19 protein-coding genes are annotated in these 19300 nt (G+C 66.0%); 15 read left to right on the top strand and 4 right to left on the bottom strand.

Annotated features, from left to right (window positions below; translation table 11 throughout):
• Window positions 1-44: 44 nt before the first annotated feature.
• Entirely contained in the window at window positions 45-1463 is a 1419-nt protein-coding gene (locus FG95_RS05335) for a WS/DGAT/MGAT family O-acyltransferase (RefSeq protein WP_037554468.1), read from the bottom strand.
• 119 nt (window positions 1464-1582) lie between these two features.
• Here FG95_RS05335 and FG95_RS05330 point away from each other — a divergent pair, with 119 nt between their 5' ends.
• From FG95_RS05330 to pnp, 7 genes are all read left to right on the top strand, one after another.
• Window positions 1583-2530, top strand: a complete 948-nt coding sequence (locus FG95_RS05330) for a bifunctional helix-turn-helix transcriptional regulator/GNAT family N-acetyltransferase (protein WP_052182121.1) — start codon at window positions 1583-1585, stop codon at window positions 2528-2530.
• A gap of 41 nt (window positions 2531-2571) precedes the next feature.
• Window positions 2572-3174: a thymidine kinase gene (locus FG95_RS05325; protein ID WP_037554464.1), complete on the top strand. Its 603-nt coding sequence runs from the start codon at window positions 2572-2574 to the stop codon at window positions 3172-3174.
• On the top strand, window positions 3167-3703 hold the full coding sequence (locus tag FG95_RS05320) for a GNAT family N-acetyltransferase (protein ID WP_037554462.1): 537 nt from the start codon (window positions 3167-3169) through the stop codon (window positions 3701-3703). Before FG95_RS05325 ends, FG95_RS05320 begins: the two co-directional genes overlap by 8 nt.
• 50 nt (window positions 3704-3753) lie before the next feature.
• Window positions 3754-4161, top strand: a complete 408-nt coding sequence (locus FG95_RS05315) for a DUF6491 family protein (RefSeq protein WP_052182120.1) — start codon at window positions 3754-3756, stop codon at window positions 4159-4161.
• A gap of 33 nt (window positions 4162-4194) precedes the next feature.
• Window positions 4195-5151 (top strand): tRNA pseudouridine(55) synthase TruB, encoded by a 957-nt coding sequence (truB, locus tag FG95_RS05310; protein ID WP_037554461.1) that lies wholly within the window; start codon window positions 4195-4197, stop codon window positions 5149-5151.
• Window positions 5152-5176: 25 nt separating this feature from the next.
• Entirely contained in the window at window positions 5177-5446 is a 270-nt protein-coding gene (gene rpsO / locus FG95_RS05305; protein WP_037554459.1) for a 30S ribosomal protein S15, read from the top strand.
• A gap of 191 nt (window positions 5447-5637) precedes the next feature.
• Window positions 5638-7956 carry a polyribonucleotide nucleotidyltransferase gene (gene pnp, locus FG95_RS05300; RefSeq protein WP_037554457.1) on the top strand — a complete coding sequence of 773 codons (2319 nt, stop codon included), beginning with the start codon at window positions 5638-5640 and terminating at the stop codon, window positions 7954-7956.
• A 379-nt stretch (window positions 7957-8335) separates the two neighbouring features.
• On the opposite strand, the gene FG95_RS05295 is transcribed toward pnp, so the two are convergent.
• From FG95_RS05295 to FG95_RS05285, 3 genes are read right to left on the bottom strand one after another with little or no spacing between them, the layout of a single operon-like run.
• Complete coding sequence (locus FG95_RS05295; protein WP_037554530.1) at window positions 8336-8869, bottom strand: SRPBCC family protein; 534 nt, start codon at window positions 8867-8869, stop codon at window positions 8336-8338.
• Window positions 8853-9248, bottom strand: coding sequence for an ArsR/SmtB family transcription factor (locus FG95_RS05290; RefSeq protein ID WP_037554455.1), 396 nt, complete (start codon window positions 9246-9248; stop codon window positions 8853-8855). Before FG95_RS05290 ends, FG95_RS05295 begins: the two co-directional genes overlap by 17 nt.
• 48 nt (window positions 9249-9296) lie before the next feature.
• Window positions 9297-9983 carry a hypothetical protein gene (locus tag FG95_RS05285; RefSeq protein WP_037554454.1) on the bottom strand — a complete coding sequence of 229 codons (687 nt, stop codon included), beginning with the start codon at window positions 9981-9983 and terminating at the stop codon, window positions 9297-9299.
• Window positions 9984-10132: 149 nt separating this feature from the next.
• Here FG95_RS05285 and FG95_RS05280 point away from each other — a divergent pair, with 149 nt between their 5' ends.
• The 8 genes from FG95_RS05280 to FG95_RS05245 all read left to right on the top strand — a co-directional run bounded on the left by FG95_RS05280 (window position 10133) and on the right by FG95_RS05245 (window position 19290).
• A complete protein-coding gene (locus FG95_RS05280) occupies window positions 10133-10825 on the top strand; it encodes a peptidylprolyl isomerase (RefSeq protein WP_037554453.1) in 693 nt (230 codons plus the stop codon).
• Between the two features lie 61 nt (window positions 10826-10886).
• The gene (locus FG95_RS05275; protein ID WP_037554451.1) at window positions 10887-11681 is read left to right on the top strand and encodes an outer membrane protein assembly factor BamD; all 795 of its coding nucleotides are present in this window, start codon (window positions 10887-10889) and stop codon (window positions 11679-11681) included.
• A gap of 47 nt (window positions 11682-11728) precedes the next feature.
• Complete coding sequence (gene recN, locus FG95_RS05270; RefSeq protein WP_037554448.1) at window positions 11729-13399, top strand: DNA repair protein RecN; 1671 nt, start codon at window positions 11729-11731, stop codon at window positions 13397-13399.
• Complete coding sequence (locus FG95_RS05265) at window positions 13396-14079, top strand: GNAT family N-acetyltransferase (protein ID WP_235211468.1); 684 nt, start codon at window positions 13396-13398, stop codon at window positions 14077-14079. The genes recN and FG95_RS05265 overlap by 4 nt, the downstream gene beginning before the upstream one ends.
• Entirely contained in the window at window positions 14076-14471 is a 396-nt protein-coding gene (locus FG95_RS05260) for a putative quinol monooxygenase (RefSeq protein WP_037554447.1), read from the top strand. Before FG95_RS05265 ends, FG95_RS05260 begins: the two co-directional genes overlap by 4 nt.
• Window positions 14468-16642: an NAD-dependent DNA ligase LigA gene (gene ligA, locus FG95_RS05255; RefSeq protein ID WP_037554446.1), complete on the top strand. Its 2175-nt coding sequence runs from the start codon at window positions 14468-14470 to the stop codon at window positions 16640-16642. Before FG95_RS05260 ends, ligA begins: the two co-directional genes overlap by 4 nt.
• 105 nt (window positions 16643-16747) lie before the next feature.
• Window positions 16748-17140 carry a DUF2946 family protein gene (locus tag FG95_RS19805; RefSeq protein WP_152567580.1) on the top strand — a complete coding sequence of 131 codons (393 nt, stop codon included), beginning with the start codon at window positions 16748-16750 and terminating at the stop codon, window positions 17138-17140.
• A 149-nt stretch (window positions 17141-17289) separates the two neighbouring features.
• Window positions 17290-19290, top strand: coding sequence for a TonB-dependent receptor family protein (locus FG95_RS05245; protein WP_037554445.1), 2001 nt, complete (start codon window positions 17290-17292; stop codon window positions 19288-19290).
• The last annotated feature ends 10 nt before the right edge of the window (window positions 19291-19300 follow it).

Here is a 19300-nt window from a genome sequence, read left to right as displayed (position 1 = left end):
CACGACGATGGCGGCCCCCGCCTTCGCGGGGGCGACGGCTATTCCTACTTCCCCTTGATCCCCGCCGCCGACTCCAGCTCGACCAGCGCTTCCTCCAGATAGTCGATCATCCGCTGCGCGTGCGGGACGCTGCGGCGGCACGCGGTGATGCCGAAGTCGATATTCTTGAAATTCGACACCTGCGTGATGTTCATCGCCATGCCGTCGACCGGGATGCTCGCGGGATACATGCCGTCGAGCCTAGCGCCGTTCCAGTACATCTGCTCGCGCGGGCCGGGGACGTTCGAGATCGTCACCGAATAGGCGGGAAATTTGTCGGCGGTACGCGTCAGCGCGGTCAGCATCATCGGGAAGCTGGTGATCGCGGTATAGAGCTGGATCTGCGCCGCCGTCATCGCGCGCAGCTGCGCCTTTGCCGAATTCATCGATTCCTGGATCATCGCCATGCGCGTCGCTGGATCGTCGACATGCGTCGCGAGGTTCGCGGTCACCGACGCGACCGAATTGCCCGAATCGACATCGTCCTTAGGCCGGATCGACACCGGTGCCATGGCTTTCAATGGCTTGTCGGGCAGCTCGTTCAGCGATTGCAGATATTTGCGCATCGCCCCCGCGCACATGCCGAGCACCGCGTCGTTGATCGTGCCGTCATAGGCCTTGCCCATCGCCCTGACCCGTTCCAGCGACCAGCTTTGCGCGACGAAGCGCCGCGCGCCGGTGATGTTGCGGTTGAAGCTGGTGCGCGGCACCCCGGCAAAGGGCGTCGCGAGGCCGTCGCCGCCGATGCCGAACATCGCCGCGAGATACTGGTTCATCGCTTTCGTCACGCCGACGCTGTTGCCCCACTGCTCCTTCAGGAAGTCGCCGATCGCCTTGATGTCGGTGAGGTTCGGGCGCGCGGGTTTCTTCGGCGGTGGAAACTGGCGCTTGTAGGCCTCATAGGCTTCGACCGACAGCGGTGAGGCGGCGCGGCGTTCCGCGGGATCCGCCGACAGCATCGAATTATAGAAATGGATGCTCGCGGCGCCGTCCATCAGCGCGTGATGGACCTTCTTGAAGGTCGCGATCTGGCGGTTCGGCAGTCCCGAGATCAGCGTGATCTCCCATAAGGGCCGCGTGCGGTCGAGCAGCCCTGAGTGCAGCCGCGAGGCGAGCTCGAACATTTCACGATAGCGCCCCGGCTTTGGCAGCGCGGCGGCGCGGACATGATAGTGCATATCGATGTCGCGGTCGGGGGTGAGGCGGATCGGGCCGTACTGGCCGAAGGGTGTCAGTTTCAGCACCTCGCTGAACGGCCGCCGCAGGCCCTCGGACTGGCGGAGCAGCGCAAGCTGGTCGTTCAGCCACTCGGTCTCGTCGGCGCCATCGGGCAGCGTATAAAGGTTGATGCCGCCGATGTGCATCGGCATCTCGCGGCTCTCCCCCCACAGGAACATCGCGTCGGTCACCGGCATCAGGCGCATCGGCAGCTCTCCCCGCTCAAAAATGCTGCATCTTTTGCGCGCAGCATGGCATCCGCCGGGAACGAGTCAAGCGAGGCATAATAGTTGACATTGACAACCAATTGTACGACGGTTGCGCCATGGCTCCTTCCACTTCCCCTGATCCGCGCCCGACGCTCGTGCCCGCCGTTGCCGCGCTGCGACGATTCAACCGCTTCTATACCCGGCGGATGGGTGCGCTCGATCCGCACTATATGGGCAGCGAACTGTCGCTCGTCGAAGCGCGGATCTTGTACGAGATCGCGGTCGGCGAGCCCGCCCTCGCCAAACAAATTCAGGAAGGGCTGGGCGTCGACGCCGGTTATCTCAGCCGGATTATCGGCAAGTTCGTGCGGCGCGGCTGGATCGCGCGCGGGCGCGGCGTTGACGCGCGCGAGCGGCCGATCGTGCTGACCGCCGAAGGTCGCGCGGCCTTTGCCGCGCTCGATGCGCGAACCTTCGACCAGACGGCACAGCTTCTGGGCGGGTTGCCCGACCCGGATATCGCGGCACTGGGCGCAGCCGTCGACTGGATCGCCGACCGGCTGGGTCGCGGCGCGAGTGAGCCCCATCGCGTCAGGACGTGGGCGGTGGGCGACATGGGAATGATCACCGCGCGGCAGGCGATCCTCTACCACCAGGCCTATGGCTGGGGATCCGGCATGGAAGCGCTGATCGGCGAGATCACCGCCGCCTTCATTCGCGGTTTCCAGCCCGGCCGCGAGCAATGCTGGATCGCCGAGCGCGCGGGGCGCATGATGGGTTCGGTCTTTCTGGTCGCCGAGGACGAGGGCGTCGCGCGGCTGCGCCTCCTCTATGTCGAGCCCGAGGCGCGCGGGCTCGGGATCGGTGCCGACCTCGTCGCCCGCTGCGTCGAATTTGCGCGCGCGGCGGGGTATCGGGAGATCGTGCTCTGGACGCACGCCGTGCTGACCAGCGCGCGCAAAATCTACGCGGCGCAGGGGTTCACGGTCGAGTCGGTCGAAACGCATGACGATTTCGGCAAGCCCGAAGTGAGCGAAAGCTGGCGGTTGCGGCTCACCGCTTGAACGGGGTGGAACGCCGCCCGGATTGCTCCTAAGCACCGGCCATGGCCAAGCTCTATTTCTACTACGCCAGCATGAATGCGGGCAAATCGACGACGCTGCTGCAGGCGGATTTCAACTATCGCGAGCGCGGCATGGAAACGATGCTGTGGACCGCCGCGCTCGACGACCGTTATGGCGCCGGGCAGATCACCAGCCGCATCGGCCTGCTTGCCGAGGCGCATAAATTCGATCCCGACAGCGACATGTTCGCGGCGGTGACCGGGGAAAACCGCCAGCGCCCGCTCGCCTGCGTGCTCGTCGACGAGGCGCAGTTCCTGTCGCGTGGGCAGGTGCTGCAGCTGGCGCGGCTCGCCGACGAGGCGGACATCCCGGTGCTCTGCTATGGCCTGCGCACCGATTTCGCCGCGAACCTCTTTCCCGGCTCGGCGGCGCTGCTCGGGCTCGCCGACGCGCTTGTCGAGCTGAAGGCGGTGTGCGAATGCGGGCGCAAGGCGACGATGAACCTGCGCGTCGACGAGAACGGCCGCGCGGTGGTCGAGGGGGCGCAGACCGAGATCGGCGGCAACGACCGCTATGTCGCGATGTGCCGGCGTCACTTCATGGCGAAGCGGCGCGAAGCCGCCGGAGTGCTTGCCGATGCTTGATCGTCTTTACACCGAACTCGCCGACGGCGACCTCCGGCTCGTCAAGCTGGCCGAGCCCCACCGCGAAGCGCTCCGAGCCGCCTGCGCCGCCGACGCCGACGTCTGGCCGATCTATTCGTCGAGTTTCGATCCGGAGCATTTCGATCAGAGCTTCGATACGCTGATCGGCGGCAAGTTCCGCATGCCCTATGCGATCTTCGACGGCGAGCGGCTCGTCGGCATGACCGCCTGGCTGCGTCCCGACATGTCGGCGCAGACGGTCGAGATCGGCAACTCCTATATCCATCCCGACGCGCGCGGCACCGGCCTGAACGGGCGGCTCAAGAAGCTGATGATCGACCATGCCTTCGCGGTCGGCATCCGCCGCATCGAATTCCGCATCGACGAACGCAACAAGCGCAGCCAGGCCGCGGTCGCCAAGCTCGGCTGCACCAAGGAGGGCGTGCTGCGCTCCGAGCGCATCACCTGGACGGGCTATGTGCGCGACACCGGGCTCTGGTCTTTGCTCGCGGGTGAGTGGGGGCGATAAAGACGGGGTCAGCACGGGTTCAGACTCGATCTGCTATGCGCACCGTCACTATGAAATCGAAACTCGCACTCTCCCTGGCCGCCTTGCTGCTTCCCCTTTCTGCGGCGGCGGCCATCGAGCCCGCGGGGGAAGCGCGCGCGCTCGGCGTCGAGGCCAGCATCATATTCCCCAGCGACAGCTCGATCCGCAACTGGAAGGCCGACCGCGGCCGCGGCATCTGGATTCAGGACCGCCAGCGCAACTGGTATTACGGGACCTTCGCCGGTTTTTGCCGCGACGTCGATTTCGCGCAGGCGATCGGTGTAGAAACGCGCGGCGCCGGGCGGCTCGATAAATTCGCGTCGATCATCGTGCGCGGCGAACGCTGCCCGCTCTCCTCCTTCGTCACCTCGGCGCCGCCGCCGTCGAAGCGCGACAAGACAAAGGACATCATGGGCGAAAAGCCCGCAGCAAATTGACAATTGCTGCCTGGCACGCCTAGCGGCGCTGCGATGAACGGCTGGATCATTCTCGACAAACCCGTGGGACTCGGCTCGACGCAAGCGGTCGGCGCGGTGAAGCGCGTGTGCCGCGAGGCGGGGCTCGGCAAGGTCAAGGTCGGCCATGGCGGGACGCTCGACCCGCTGGCGTCGGGGGTGCTGCCGATCGCGCTCGGCGAGGCGACCAAGCTGTGCGGGCGGATGCTCGACGCGTCGAAGATCTATGACTTCACCATCGCCTTCGGAACCGAGACCGCCGGGCTCGATGCGGAAGGTGAGGTTGTCGCTTCGAGCGATGTGCGCCCGACGCTCGCCGAAATCGAAGCGGTGCTGCCGCGTTTCACGGGGGCGATCGAGCAGGTGCCGCCCGCTTATTCGGCGATCAAGATTGATGGCGAGCGGGCGTATGACCGTGCGCGGAAGGGCGAGGCGGTCGAGATGAAGGCGCGCGCGGTGACGGTCTTCTCTCTTCGTCATGCCGGACTTGATCCGGCATCCATTCCGACAGGGCGTGAATGGACCCCGGATCAAGTCCGGGGTGACGAGAATGGGGAAGGCGCACTGGAATCCATCACCCTCACCGCGCATGTCTCGAAGGGCACCTATATTCGCAGCGTCGCCCGCGACATCGCGCGCGCGGTCGGCACGGTCGGGCATGTCACCATGCTTCGCCGCACCAAAGCGGGGCCATTCACGCTCGAACAGGCGATTTCGCTGGACAAATTGAACGCATTCGGCCAAGGGGCCGCGCAATCAGAAATATTTCTGCCGCTCGAGGCAGGGCTGGTCGACATCCCGGCTCTGAACCTTTCCCCGGAAGCGGCAGGGGCGATCCGTCAGGGTCGCGTCTGGACCGGGGGGTGCACCGAAGACGGGCTCTATTGGGGAAGGGACAGCGACATGCGTCCCGTTGCCCTGATCGAGGCTTTGGCGGGAACGCTGAAGGTCGTCCGGGGCTTCAATCTGTAACAAGGATGTTCGAGGAAAACTATTTATGTCGATTACCGCCGAGCGCAAAGCCGAAGTCATCAAGGACAATGCCCGCGAAAAGGGCGACACCGGTTCGCCGGAAGTCCAGGTCGCGATCCTGACCGACCGCATCAACACGCTGACCGAGCATTTCAAGGCGCACCACAAGGACAACCACAGCCGCCGCGGCCTCCTCATGATGGTCAACAAGCGCCGCAGCCTCCTCGACTATCTGAAGAAGAAGGACGAGGCCCGCTATTCGGCGCTGATCGCGAAGCTGGGTCTCCGCAAATAAGAGTTTCTGGCGGCCCCGGACTTCCGGGGCCGCTGTCATATTGGCTCCGCGCAAAGTGCCGGACCACAGGGCCGCTCCCGCATCCGGCGGGACCGCCATAGGGCAGACAGACGCCCTGAACCGCCCCGGGCCGGACTGCCCGGAATCAGAGGCCCCGCCCGGCATAGGGCCCGGCGGGCGAAGGAAACCACATGTTTGACGTGAAAAAAGTATCGATCGAGTGGGGCGGTGAAACGCTGACGCTCGAAACGGGCAAGGTTGCCCGCCAGGCCGACGGCGCCGTGATGGCGACGCTGGGCGAAACGGTCGTTCTGTGCGCCGTGACCGCCGCGAAGTCGGTGAAGGACGGGCAGGACTTCTTCCCGCTCACCGTCCATTATCAGGAAAAATATTCGGCCGCCGGGCGCATCCCGGGCGGCTTCTTCAAGCGCGAACGCGGCGCGACCGAAAAGGAAACGCTGGTCAGCCGCCTGATCGACCGTCCGATCCGTCCGCTGTTCCCTGAAGGTTTCTACAACGAAATCAACGCCATCGCTCAGGTTTTGAGCTATGACGGCCACAATGAGCCCGACATCCTCGCGATGGTCGCGGCCTCGGCTGCGCTCACCATTTCGGGCGTGCCCTTCATGGGCCCGATCGGCGCCGCGCGCGTCGGTTATATCGATGGCGAATATATCCTGAACCCGACCGACGCGCAGGTTGCCGAAGGCGACCTAGACCTCGTCGTCGCCGCGACCTACGACGCCGTGATGATGGTCGAATCCGAAGCCAATGAGCTGTCGGAAGAGGTCATGCTCGGCGCCGTCCTGTTCGCGCACGATGCGTGTAAGGAAGTCGTCAAGGCGATCGTCAAGCTCGCCGAACAGGCCGCCAAGGATCCGTGGGAAGTCGCCTCGGGCGACGACAATGCCGCGATCAAGGACAAGCTCAAAAAGCTCGTCGGCAAGGACATTACAGCCGCCTACAAGCTGACCGACAAGTCGGCGCGTTCGAACGCGCTCAACGAAGCGCGCGCGAAGGCGAAGGAACAGTTCGTCGCCGACGGTCTCGATCCGCAGAGCGTCATGGCCGGCATCAAGCTCGTCAAGAAGCTCGAAGCCGAAATCGTCCGCGGTGCTATCCTGAAGGACGGCAAGCGCATCGACGGCCGCACGACGACGCAGATCCGTCCGATCGTCGCCGAAACGCACTTCCTGCCGCGCGCACACGGCTCGGCGCTGTTCACCCGCGGCGAGACGCAGACGATCGCGACCTGTACCCTTGGCACCAAGGACGCCGAGCAGATGATCGACGGCCTCAATGGCCTGTCGTACCAGAACTTCATGCTGCACTATAACTTCCCGCCCTATTCGGTCGGCGAAGTCGGCCGCTTCGGCGCGCCGGGCCGCCGCGAAGTCGGTCACGGCAAGCTTGCATGGCGTGCGCTGCACCCCGTGCTGCCGACGAAGGACGAGTTCCCCTACACGATCCGCCTCACCAGCGACATCACCGAGTCGAACGGCTCGTCGTCGATGGCGTCGGTGTGCGGCGGCAGCCTCGCGATGATGGACGCCGGCGTGCCGATCAAGCGTCCCGTCTCGGGCATCGCGATGGGCCTGATCCTCGAAGGCAAGGATTATGCGATCCTGTCGGACATCCTCGGCGACGAGGATCACCTCGGCGACATGGACTTCAAGGTCGCTGGCACCGCCGACGGCATCACCACGATGCAGATGGACATCAAGATCGCGGGCATCACGCGCGAGATCTTCGAAGCCGCGCTGAACCAGGCGAAGGAAGGCCGCGCGCACATCCTCGGCGAAATGGCGAAGGCGCTGGGCGAAGCCCGCACCGAGCTGTCGGCGCACGCGCCGCGCATCGAGACGATGCAGATCGACAAGTCGAAGATCCGCGACGTCATCGGCACCGGCGGCAAGGTGATCCGCGAGATCGTCGCGACCACCGGCGCCAAGGTCGACATCGACGACGAAGGCCTGATCAAGATCTCGTCGAGCGACCTCGACCAGATCGAGGCCGCGCGCAAGTGGATCAGCGGCATCGTCGAAGAAGCCGAAGTCGGCAAGATCTATGACGGCAAGGTCGTCAACCTCGTCGATTTCGGTGCGTTCGTGAATTTCATGGGCGGCAAGGACGGTCTCGTCCACGTCAGCGAAATCAAGAATGAGCGCGTCGAAAAGGTCGCCGACGTTCTGGCCGAAGGCCAGGAAGTCAAGGTCAAGGTCCTCGAGATCGACCCGCGCGGCAAGGTCCGCCTGTCGATGCGCGTCGTCGATCAGGAAACCGGCGAGGAACTCGAAGACACCCGCCCGGCCCGCGAACCGCGCGAGCGCGGTGACCGTGGCGATCGCGGCCCGCGCCGCGACGGCGGCGACCGTGGCCGCGGCGGCCGCGATCGTGGTCCGCGCCGCGACGGCGGTGACCGCGGGGGCCGCGATGGCGGACCCCGCCGCGAGCGCAGCGAAGACGGTCCTGAGGATCAGGGCCACGTGCCCGACTTCCTGAAGGACTAAGGCCTTCCGCTTCCGGAAAAGAGAAGGGCCGCCGAAAGGCGGCCCTTTTTTTGTTGTCACGAAATGACGGCTTAGAGGTGGGAGCGGACGTTGAGGCAATTAGCCCCTCCCCTTCAGGGGAGGGGCAACGCAGACTTGGCAGCTTGCTGCCTAGTCGTAGTGGGGTGGGGTCTATCGGCCTTGCGCAAGGCCGATGGCCCCCACCCCAACCCAGTATCAGGTGAAACGTCCCCCGGACGTTTCAGATCGGTCCGGGGGACCGATCGACCTGATACTCCTGAAGGGGAGGGACTTTCTTCCTCAATGGCAGCTTCCGGTCGTTTCCAGCCATGGCGGAAGGGCCGCAGGCGCGGCCCTTCCCATCGGAATCGCAGGCAAATCAGCCGAACAGCCGCTCGGCATAGGCGTCGCGCAGCCGGACCCAATTGTCCCAGTGCGGCGCGGCCTGCGTTTCGCGCGCGCGCGCTTCGAGGACGTCGAGATGCGCGTGCCAGCCGGCGCTGACGTTGAGCAGCACTTCGGGATCCTCGATGCGCTTGTGGACGATCGTGAGCAGCACCTCGTCACCGCGTTCGTCGAGCGTGAAGGTCACGCCGCCGGTACTGCCCCAGCTGATCGACAGGAGGCGCGGCGCGTCGATCGCGACGATCTCGCACGTCATCCGGTGCTCGTCACCGAAACCTTCGGGCCGCTTCCCCGGCGGATCGGTGAGTTCGTCGTTGCGCCACACGAGTTCGACCGGCGCGCCCACCATCTGTTCCATCGCGCCTGCGGCAAGCCATTGGCGGCGCAGTTCGCTGTCGGTCAGATAGGCCCAGACGCGTTCGGCGGGGCCGGGGAGGAGGCGCTCGATCCGCAGCGTCGCGGGCTCGGCCAGTGTGCCGAAATGGTCTTGGTCAAGCATCGTCGTCATCGTCATTCTCCTTCTTTCCCGGGGAGGGGCTTCTTGGGGGAGGCGGTGCGGCATCGTCGGCGCGCAGGATTTTCTCGAGTAGGTCGAGGCGATCGGTCCAGAAGCGGCGGTAGATGCCGATCCACTGGTCCGCGCGCATCAGGGGGACGGGGTCGAGGCTGCAGACATGCGTGCGGCCGCGGATGTCACGACGGACCAGCCCGGCGGCTTCGAGCACTTTGATATGCTTCGATGCCGCCGCAAGCGACATCGCAAAAGGTTCGGCGAGTTCACCCACCGTCCGTTCGCCGGCGGCAAGCTCGCCGAGCATCGCGCGGCGCGTCGTGTCGCCGAGGGCGTGGAAGATCGTATCGAGCCTGTGCGAATCATGTTCAACCATGTGGTTGAATATGGAGTCTCAATTTTTATTGTCAACCGATTGGTTGAATTATTTGGCGGCCACCCCGCCGATCCGCTTTCCCGCGTCCTCGCGATAGAGCGACCAATTGGCCGGGCATTTGTTCACCGGCTTCGGCAGCCCCTGCATTCCTTCGGTGATCCAGCAATCGTTGAAGATCGAGCAATAGCAGGAACGAACCTTCAGCTTCCATCGCTCCTTGTTGAACGTCTGCCACAGCTTTTCGGATTCGGGAGTGCGCGGAAAGCTCACGAATTCGATGGTTTCTCCGGGCCGGACGGCAATGCCGGTCGACGGCGAGGTGGAAAGGCGCACGCCCTGCATGCCGGCTTTCGCGCAGCAGGTCTTGAGGAGCTCGACCGGCGTATCGATCGGCTTGCCTTCATAGCGGACTTCGATCGGACCGAGGATAGCGGGGCCGACGCCATTGTTCGTCAGTGACAGCGAAATATCCTGATTGCCATCCTCGTCCCCATTGCTCGTTCCGAAGGTGACGAAGGGCATCACGCCGCCGGTCTGCATCTTCTGCGTCGCGTCGGCCTGCACGAATGCGAACCAGGCGAGCGCGAGCGAGGCGATCAGCGCGGGCAGTCCGATCACGAAATGCGCGATGGTGATGAAGGGCAGGTAGCGCAGGAAACGCGAGCCCAACTCGGTCGCCGTCGAGGACGGGCGGTCCGCGGCGGGTTCGGCTTTGCGGTTCGGCGTCTCGTCCATCGCGTCTGTACCTTGATCGTTCGGGAGCGGGCGAAGCGTGCCTAGCCTGCCTCGCGCGCTTTTCCAACCGCCGGCTGGCGTCCGGCGGGGCGGACGTCGGCTCGCAAAACCGCTCGCATCGGCGGCGCGATTGCGCTTATGATCGGTTTATGCTGACCCTCCTCACCGCGCTCGCGCTCGCCGCCCAATCGACCCCCGTACCGCCGCAGGCGACGCAATTGCCGCCGCCGGTCCCGCCCGTTCCGGCGCTCGTCACTCCGGTCGTCGAAGCCGACACGCGGCCTTATGTCGCGCTCGTTACCGATCTCGGCACGATCACCGTGCGGGTCGAGAACAAGCGTGCGCCCGTCACCGCCGCCAACTTTCTCCGCTACGTCGACGCGAAACGGCTCGACGGGTTCAAATTCTACCGCTCGACGAAAAGCTGGGGGCCGGCGAACCAGCTGATCCAAGCGGGCAATCGCGGCGACGCGCGCCTGAACTTCCCTCCGATCGCGCACGAGCCGACGACGACGACCGGCCTCACCAACTGCAAGGGCGCGCTGTCGATGGCGCGGCTCAACCCCGGCGACGCGACGAGCGATTTCTTCCTGCTCCTCTCCGACATCAAGGGTTTCGATGCCGATGCGGTGGGCGGCGACGGCGCGGGTTTCGCGGTGTTCGGCGAAATGGTGGCCGGCGCCGAGGTGGCCGAGGCGATTTTCAACGCCCCGATTTCGCCCACTGCGGGCGAAGGTGTGATGGTCGGCCAGATGCTCGAACCGCAGGTGACGATCAAGACTGCGCGCCGCGTGCCGGCGCCGGCCAGCGTGCCGCAGGGTTGCGTGGTCAAGGCGCCGTAAAGCTGCGCCGAGCCCCCATCATTTATTTTGCGTTCATGCGCGCTGTGGCTATACCGCGCGCATGACTCAGCGTTCCTCCTTGCGCGTCACGACGCGCCTGCTCGCCGCCGCTCTCGTGATCACTCCGATGCTGGCGGCCTGCGCCGGTGGCGGCGGGGTCAAGAAGGATACGCGTTACGTCGCACGTGACGTCAATACGCTGTACCGCGCGGCGCAGGACCGGCTCGACCGCAAGCAATATGGGCTGGCTGCGGCGCTGTTCGACGAGGTCGAACGTCAGCACCCCTATTCGCCCTGGGCGCGCCGTGCACAGCTGATGAGTTCGTTCAGCTATTATATGGACCGCGAATATACGCCGGCGATCGAGGCCGCGCAGCGCTTCCTCGCGATCCACCCGGGCAACAAGGACGCGCCATACGCCTATTATCTGATCGGCATTTCCTATTATGAGCAGATCAGCGACGTCACACGCGATCAGAAGATCACCCAGCAGGCGCGCGCCGCGCTCGGCGAGGTGATTCGCCGCTATCCCGACAGCCGCTATGCTGCCGATGCGCGGCTGAAGGTCGATCTGGTGCAGGACCATCTCGCGGGCAAGGAAATGGAGATCGGCCGTTTCTACCAGCGCAGCTCGAACTGGCTCGCGGCATCGATCCGTTTCCGGGAGGTCGTCGACAAATATCAGACGACCAGCCACGCGCCCGAGGCGCTCTATCGCCTGACCGAATGCTATCTCGCCCTCGGCATTCCCGTCGAGGCGAAAAAGTCGGCAGCCGTGCTCGGCGCCAATTATCCGGGCAATGAATGGTACGAACGCGCCTACAAGCTGATGCAGAGGCACGCACCCAGCGCGTGATCGCGCCGGGAATAGATTCTGCCTTTGTTCTGCGGTAAGGGCGGGGCATGCTGACGGCGCTGTCCATCGCCAATATCGTTCTCATCGAACGGCTCGACCTCGATTTCGAGGCGGGGCTCGGCGTGCTCACCGGCGAAACGGGGGCGGGCAAGTCGATTCTGCTCGATGCGCTGGGTCTCGCGCTCGGCGCGCGCGCCGACAGCGCGCTGGTTCGGCAGGGTAGCGACAAGGCACAGGTGACTGCCAGCTTCACCCCGCCCGCGGCGGATACGCCGCTCGCGGTGCTGCTCGCCGATAATGAGATCGCGCCGGAGGCGGGCGAGCCGCTGCTGATCCGCCGGACATTGAAGGCCGACGGCGGCAGCCGCGCCTTCCTGAACGACCAGCCCTGTTCGGCGGCGTTGCTGCGCGAAGTCGGCAGCTATCTGGTTGAAATCCACGGCCAGCACGACGACCGCGGCCTACTCGCACCCGCCGGGCATCGCGCCTTGCTCGACGCCTATGCGCGTGCCGACACCGGCGCCGTGGCGGCCGCCCATGCGGCGTGGCGCGCCGCCGAGGACAAGCTCGCCGCCGCGCGCGCCGCGATTTCCGAAGCCGAGCGCGACCGCGAATGGCTCGAACATTGCGTTGCCGAACTGCAGGCGCTCGCACCCCAGCCGGGCGAGGAAGCCGAACTCGCCGAAGCGCGCGCCGCGATGCAGAAGGGAGAGCGAATCGCGGGCGATCTCGGCGCGATTCTCGAGGCCTTCGACGGCAGCGCGGGCGGCCCGGCGCTGCTGCGCGGCGCGGCGCGACGGCTCGACCGGCTCGCGGGCGATCACCCGCTGCTCGCCGAGGCGCTCGCGGGGCTCGACCGTGCGATCATCGAGGCCGACGAGGCCGAAACGAAGCTCAACGAAGCCGCGCGCGCGATGGAATATGATCCCGAGCGGCTCGAGGCGACCGAGACGCGCTTGTTCGAACTGCGCGCGATGGCGCGCAAACATAACGTCCAGCCCGACGAACTCGCCGAACTCACCGGCACACTCGCCGCGCGGCTCGACGCGATCGAGGGCGGCAGCGCGGGGCTCGCGAAACTCGAAGCTGCGGTTGCCGAGACCGCCGCCGCATACACCCATGCGGCGACCGCGCTGTCCGACCAGCGCGCCAAGGCCGCAGCGCGCCTCGACGTCGCGGTCGCGGGCGAACTCGTCCCGCTCAAGCTCGACGCCGCGCGATTCCAGACCGCCATCGAACGGCTGCCCGCCGAACGCTGGGGCGCCGATGGGATCGACCGCGTCGAATTTCTCATCTCGACCAACCCCGGCGCGCCTTTCGCACCCCTCGCGAAGATCGCGTCGGGCGGCGAACTCTCGCGCTTCATCCTCGCATTGAAGGTCGCGCTCGCCGAAGAGGGCGGGGCCGACACGATCATCTTCGACGAAATCGACCGCGGCGTCGGCGGCGCCGTCGCCAGCGCGATCGGCGAACGGCTGGCAAGGCTCGCGGGCGCGGGCAAGCAATTGCTCGCGGTCACGCACAGTCCGCAGGTCGCGGCCAAAGGCGCCTTCCACTTCATCATCGCCAAATCGAGCGAAGGCACGGTCACGCGCACCAGCGTCCATACGCTCGACGACGCCGGCCGCCGCGAGGAAATCGCGCGCATGTTGTCGGGGGCAGAGGTCACCGAGGAAGCGCGCGCGCAGGCCGAGCGGCTGCTGGACGTCGCGGCGTGACGGCGCATCCGCTCGATCGCCCGATCCGGTCGATGCTCACCGGACGGCAGGCGCATCTGGCCGAAGGAGACGCGCGGGCGCTCAGGATCGATCGCGGCTATGGCGTGTTCGGGGTCGCGGCCGATACCGGCGCCGCGGCGCAGGCGGCGCTGGCCGCATTGGTACCCGACGATGGTGAACTCTGGATCGTCGAGGGCGAGCCTTGGCCGGTGCCCGATGGTACGCGCGAGGTGAAGCGCGCGGTGCTTGCGCAGATGGTTGCTGAGGGCCCGCCGCCCGTGCCGCGCGATGGCGAATCGGCGATCCTCGCGCTCGGCGAGGCGGACGCGACCGAAATGGCCGCGCTCGCCGAGCATGCGAAGCCCGGCCCATGGGGGCCGAAGACGCATCTTTACGGTCCTTTCTTCGGCATCCGCGAAAACGGCCGCTTGCTCGCGATGGCGGGGCAGCGCATCCTTGTCCCCGGCATGGCCGAGGTCAGCGGTGTCGCGACCTGGGAAGACTGCCGCGGCCGCGGCCTTGCGCGGGCGCTGATCGGCCATGTCATGCGCGCGATGGTCGCGCGCGGCGAAACGCCGTTCCTGCACAGCTATGCCGACAATGCGGGCGCGATTGCGCTTTACGAGTCGCTCGGTTTCCGTATCCGGCGTCAGGTGCATGTACTGGTGATCGCCAAATGAACCGGCGCGAGCATCTCGCGGCACTGCTGGCGATGGCGGCGGCCCTGCTCCCCGCGACGAAACTCTGCGCATTGGAGGCCAAGATGGAAGAAGCCGATCCGCAATATGGCTTGCTCGGCCAGATGATGGCGCAGCCGGGAAAGCGGGCCGAACTGGTCGCGATCCTTGGCGAAGGGACGGACAAAATGCCCGGCAATATCGCCTATCTGATCGGCGAGGACAGCGCGAACCCCGACGCGATCTGGATCGTCGAGCTGTGGGACAGCAAGGCGGCGCACACCGCCTCGCTAAAGCTCCCCGCGGTGCAGGCGGCGATCGCCAAAGGGCGATCGCTTATTGCTGGATTTGGTACTCGCGCCGAATTCAGGCCGGTGGCAAAGGCCGGTGCATGACCGAAATCGAATCGCTTTCCGAGGCCGAGGCTGCCAATGAATTGATGCGGCTGGCGAAGCAGATCGCCCACCATAACAAACTCTATCATGCCGAGGATTCGCCAGAGATTTCGGACGCCGAATATGACGCGCTCGTCCGCCGCAACAATGAAATCGAGAATGCCTTCCCGCACCTGATCCGCGTCGACAGCCCGAACCGGCTCGTCGGCGCCGCGGTCGAAGCGTCGCCGCTCGCCAAGGTGACGCATGCGGTGCGCATGATGAGCCTCGACAACGCCTTTGCGGCCGAAGATGTCGAAGAATTCGTGGCGCGCGTCCGGCGCTTCCTCAACTTGGGCGCCGATGAGGTGGTCGTACTGACCGCCGAGGACAAGATCGACGGCCTCTCCTGCTCGCTGCGCTATGAAACGGGAAAGCTGGTGCAGGCCGCGACGCGTGGCGACGGCAGCGTCGGTGAAGATGTCACCGCTAACGTCCGTCACATCGCCGACATCCCGCAGGAACTGAACGGAGATGCACCCGACGTTTTCGAGATCCGCGGCGAAGTCTATATGGCGAAGACCGACTTCGTGGCGCTCAACGCGCGATTGATGGAGGAGGGCAGGGCCCTCGCGGCACAGCGCGAACAGGATTTCGATCCCGCCGCGGTTCGCCAGTTCGCCAACCCGCGTAACGCCGCCGCGGGCTCGCTCCGCCAGAAGGACGCCAGCGTCACCGCATCGCGCCCGCTGCGCTTCTTCGCGCACGGCTGGGGCGAGGTCGGCGCGCTTCCCGCCGACACCCAATATGATGCGATGAAGGCGATCGAGGGCTGGGGCGTCCCGGTCTCGCCGCTGCTCAACCGCTTCGAGAGCGTCGACGCCGTCCTTGCCCATTATGCCGAAATCGAGCGCCGCCGCGCCGAGATGGACTATGACATCGACGGCGTCGTCTACAAGGTCGACCGGCTCGACTGGCAGCAAAGGCTGGGCTTCGTCGCCAAGGCGCCGCGCTGGGCCATCGCGCATAAATTCCCCGCCGAACGCGCGCAGACGACGATCGAGGCCATCGACATCCAGGTCGGCCGCACCGGCAAGCTTACCCCCGTCGGGCGGCTTACCCCCGTCACCGTCGGCGGCGTGGTGGTGTCGAACGTCACGCTCCACAACCGCGACGAGATCGGCCGGCTCGGCGTGCGCCCGGGCGACCGCGTCGTCATCCAGCGCGCGGGCGACGTGATCCCGCAAGTCGTCGAAAATCTGACCCGCGAGAAGGATCGCGCGCCCTTCGTCTTTCCCGACCATTGCCCGGTGTGCAACAGTGAAGCGGTCGCCGAGGAGGGCGAGGTCGATGTGCGCTGCACCGGCGGCCTCATCTGCAACGCGCAGAAATTCGAGCGGCTGCGCCACTTCGTCAGCCGCGGTGCGCTCGATATCGAGGGGCTCGGCGAAAAGAGCATCGCCGAGTTTCTGGAGCTCGGCTGGCTCGACAAGGGGCCCGCCGACATCTTCCGCCTCAAGACGCATCGCGACGAGCTGCTCGGGCGCGAGGGGTGGAAGGAAAAGTCGGTCGACAATCTCTTCGCCGCGATCGAGGCGAAGCGCGAACCCGATGCCGCGCGGCTGCTCTTCGGGCTCGGGATCCGCCACGTCGGCGCGGTGACCGCGCGCGACCTGCTCAAGGGGCTGGGCGACATAAAGCGGCTCCCCGAAAAGGCGGCCGAAATACACGCCTATCTGGAAGCGAACCCGCAAGGGGAGGGCGAATCCGACGGCAAATATACGACGCGCAAGGTCGAGGCGTTTAAGGCGATCCTTGAGGTCCGCGCCGATGGCATCGGCCCCGCTGTCGCCGAGGCGCTCGCCGATTTCTTCCACGAACCGCACAATCAGGCGCTGTGGGACGACCTCCTCTCCGAAGTCGCGCCGCCGCTTTACGTCGTCGAGACGCGCGAGAGCGAGGTGTCGGGGATGACCGTCGTCTTCACCGGCAAGTTAGAGACGATGAGCCGCGACGAAGCGAAGGCGCAGGCCGAGGCGCTCGGTGCCAAGGCCGCGGGGTCGGTGAGCGCCAAGACCGACCTCGTCGTCGCGGGCCCCGGCGCGGGGTCGAAGCTCAAGCAGGCGAGCGCACTCGGCATCCGCGTGATTGATGAAGCTGAATGGGCGAAGATCGTGGAAGCGGCGGGATAAGCAACCCCCTCGTCGCCCCGGACTTGATCCAGGGTCCATAACGCCGGTGCAGTGGGGCAATCTGTCCGCTTGCCAGCATCGCGCGCGCGCCATAAGGCGCGGCGCGTGGGCCTGCTCGCCGCCTTTCGCCGTCCCGGCATCCTGCTGCTCGTGCCGCTGCTCCTCGCGCTTGCTGCGCGGGTGCTCGTCGCGCCGGGCTGGATGATCGAGAGCGATGCCGGCGGGTCGATCACCGTGCGCATCTGTTCGGATCCCGCCAATCCTGGCGGCACGATGACGATCCCGCTTGAGAAGGCGGGAAGCCACGACGCCGGCGAAACACAGCAGCATTGCCCGTGGGGCGCGCTCGCGAATGCGCCGATCGTCCCCGATCTGCCGGTGCTCGCCGCAGCGCCGCTTGCCGCCGAGCCCGCGCCCGTCGCGCTATCATCGCTCGGTTTCGCGCCGGGCGTCGCATCGCCGCTTCCCCCGAGTACGGGACCACCTTCTCTGACATAAAATTCGGTCACCCCGGCGAAGGCCGGGGTCTCGCCCTCGCGCTCTGACGCGGCGTCGAGATCCCGGCCTCCGCCGGGATGACGATATATGTCGTCGCGCCAGCCCTGTGCGCGGCCCCCCCATGCCTGTTTCCGGGGAAGAAATTTCCAATGACCAAATATGCCTATCAAGCGGCGCCCTTGCTGGCGCTCGCAACCTGTCTCGCCGCCGGTCCCGTCCGCGCCGAAGAAGCCGACTCGACGATCATCGTCACCGCGCCGCAGCTCACGAACGAAGCCGAGGAGCGCGCCGCAAAAACCGCCGGCGGCACCGACGTCGTCGGCCATGAAGATTATGCCGACAAGTCGATCGTCAGCCTGCGCGACACCCTCGCCTTTTCGCCCGGCGTCTATCTCCAGCCGCGCTACGGGCAGGAGGTGCGCATCTCGATCCGCGGCTCGGGCCTGTCGCGTGGCTATCATATGCGCGGGCTGACGCTGCTGCAGGACGGGGTGCCGATCAACCTCGCCGACGACAATGGCGATTTCCAGGAACTCGAACCGATCTTCTTCGACCATCTCGAGGTCTATCGCGGCGCCAACGCGCTGCGCTTCGGATCGGTCACGCTCGGCGGCGTGATCAACGGCGTGACGCCGACCGGACGTACGGCCGAGGGCGTCTATCTGCGTGCCGACGCCGGCAGCCTCGATAGCCTGCGCGGGCTCGTCTCGGCGGGCGTCGCGAGCGGCGCGATCGACGCATGGGGCGCGATCAGCGCCGATACGTCGGACGGCGACCGCGATCATGCGAAGCGCCGCAGTTTTCGCTTCAACGGCAATGTCGGCATGCAGTTGAGCGAGGTGGTGTCGAACCGCCTCTATGTCAGCTTCAACAATATCGATCAGCAGATCCCGAGCGCGCTGACGATGGAACAGGCGCTGACCACGCCGCGCCTCGCGACCGCGGGGACGCTCGCAGGCGACCATGGGCGCGACATCGATTCGATCCGCATCCAGAACCGGACGCGCTTCGACTGGGGCGCGGTGAAGCTCGACGTCGGCGCCTTCGTCAACGCCAAGTCGCTCTACCATCCGATCTTCGAGCTGGTCGATCAGGAGGGCCTCGATCGCGGCGGCTATTTCCGTCTCCATTACGCCGGCGGCATAGTCGAAGCCACGCTGGGCGGCGAGTTGCGCGTCGGCGACATCCGGGCAAAGCGCTTTGTCAATCAAGGCGGCAAGCGCGGCGCGCTGCGCGTGAACGCCGACCAGCATGCCCGCGCGGCATCGCTCTATGGCGAAGTCCGCGTCCGCCCCGTGCCGATGCTCACGCTGATCGCGGGCGGCATCTACGCCGACGGAAAGCGGCGGCAGACGATGAACTTCAACGCTTCCGCGCCGGCGCAGAACGGCACGGTCGGGCACGCCGATTTCGACGCATTCTCGCCCAAGATCGGCCTGTTGTTGGAACCCGTGGCGGGGGCGCAGGTTTACGCCAACTACAGCCGGTCGGTCGAATTTCCGGGATTCATCGAATTGGGGCAGGTCGCCGCCTTCGTCCCGCTCGACGCGCAGCGCGCGTGGACGGCCGAGGTCGGGACGCGCGGCAAGAGAGGGGTGCTGCGCTGGGATGTCACCTATTACCGGTCGACGATCAAAGGCGAATTGCTGCAATTCGACATCGGCCCCGACATTCCGGCGTCGACCTTCAACGCCGGCAGCACGCTCCACGAAGGCGTCGAGGCGGCGCTCGAGGTGCAAGTGGCAGAGTGGTTGAAGCTGCGCCAAGTTTACACCTACAGCAACTTCCGCTTCCGGGGTGACGCGCAATTCGGCAACAATCGCCTGCCGGTCGTGCCGAAGCACGTCTATCGCGCCGAACTGCGGATCGGAACCGATGCGCTGCACGTCGCGCCGAACCTCGAATGGGTGCCCGATGGTCCCTTCGCCGATTACCGCAACCGGGTGTCGACCCCGGGCTATGCGCTGATCGGCGTGACCGGCGGCGCGACGATCGCCGGCGGCATCGACGCCTTCGTCGATGTCCGCAACATCACCAGCCAAAAGGCGATCGGCGACATCAGCGCGGCGATCGCGGTGACGCCCACCTCGGCGATCTATTACCCGGTCGAACGCCGCGCGGTCTCCGCCGGCATCCGCGCGCGGTTCTAGGAGGGCGGGG

The organism is Sphingopyxis sp. LC363, assembly GCF_000756385.1.
In the GTDB taxonomy this organism is placed as follows: Bacteria; Pseudomonadota; Alphaproteobacteria; order Sphingomonadales; family Sphingomonadaceae; genus Sphingopyxis.
This window is presented reverse-complemented; position numbering and strand designations above follow the sequence as displayed.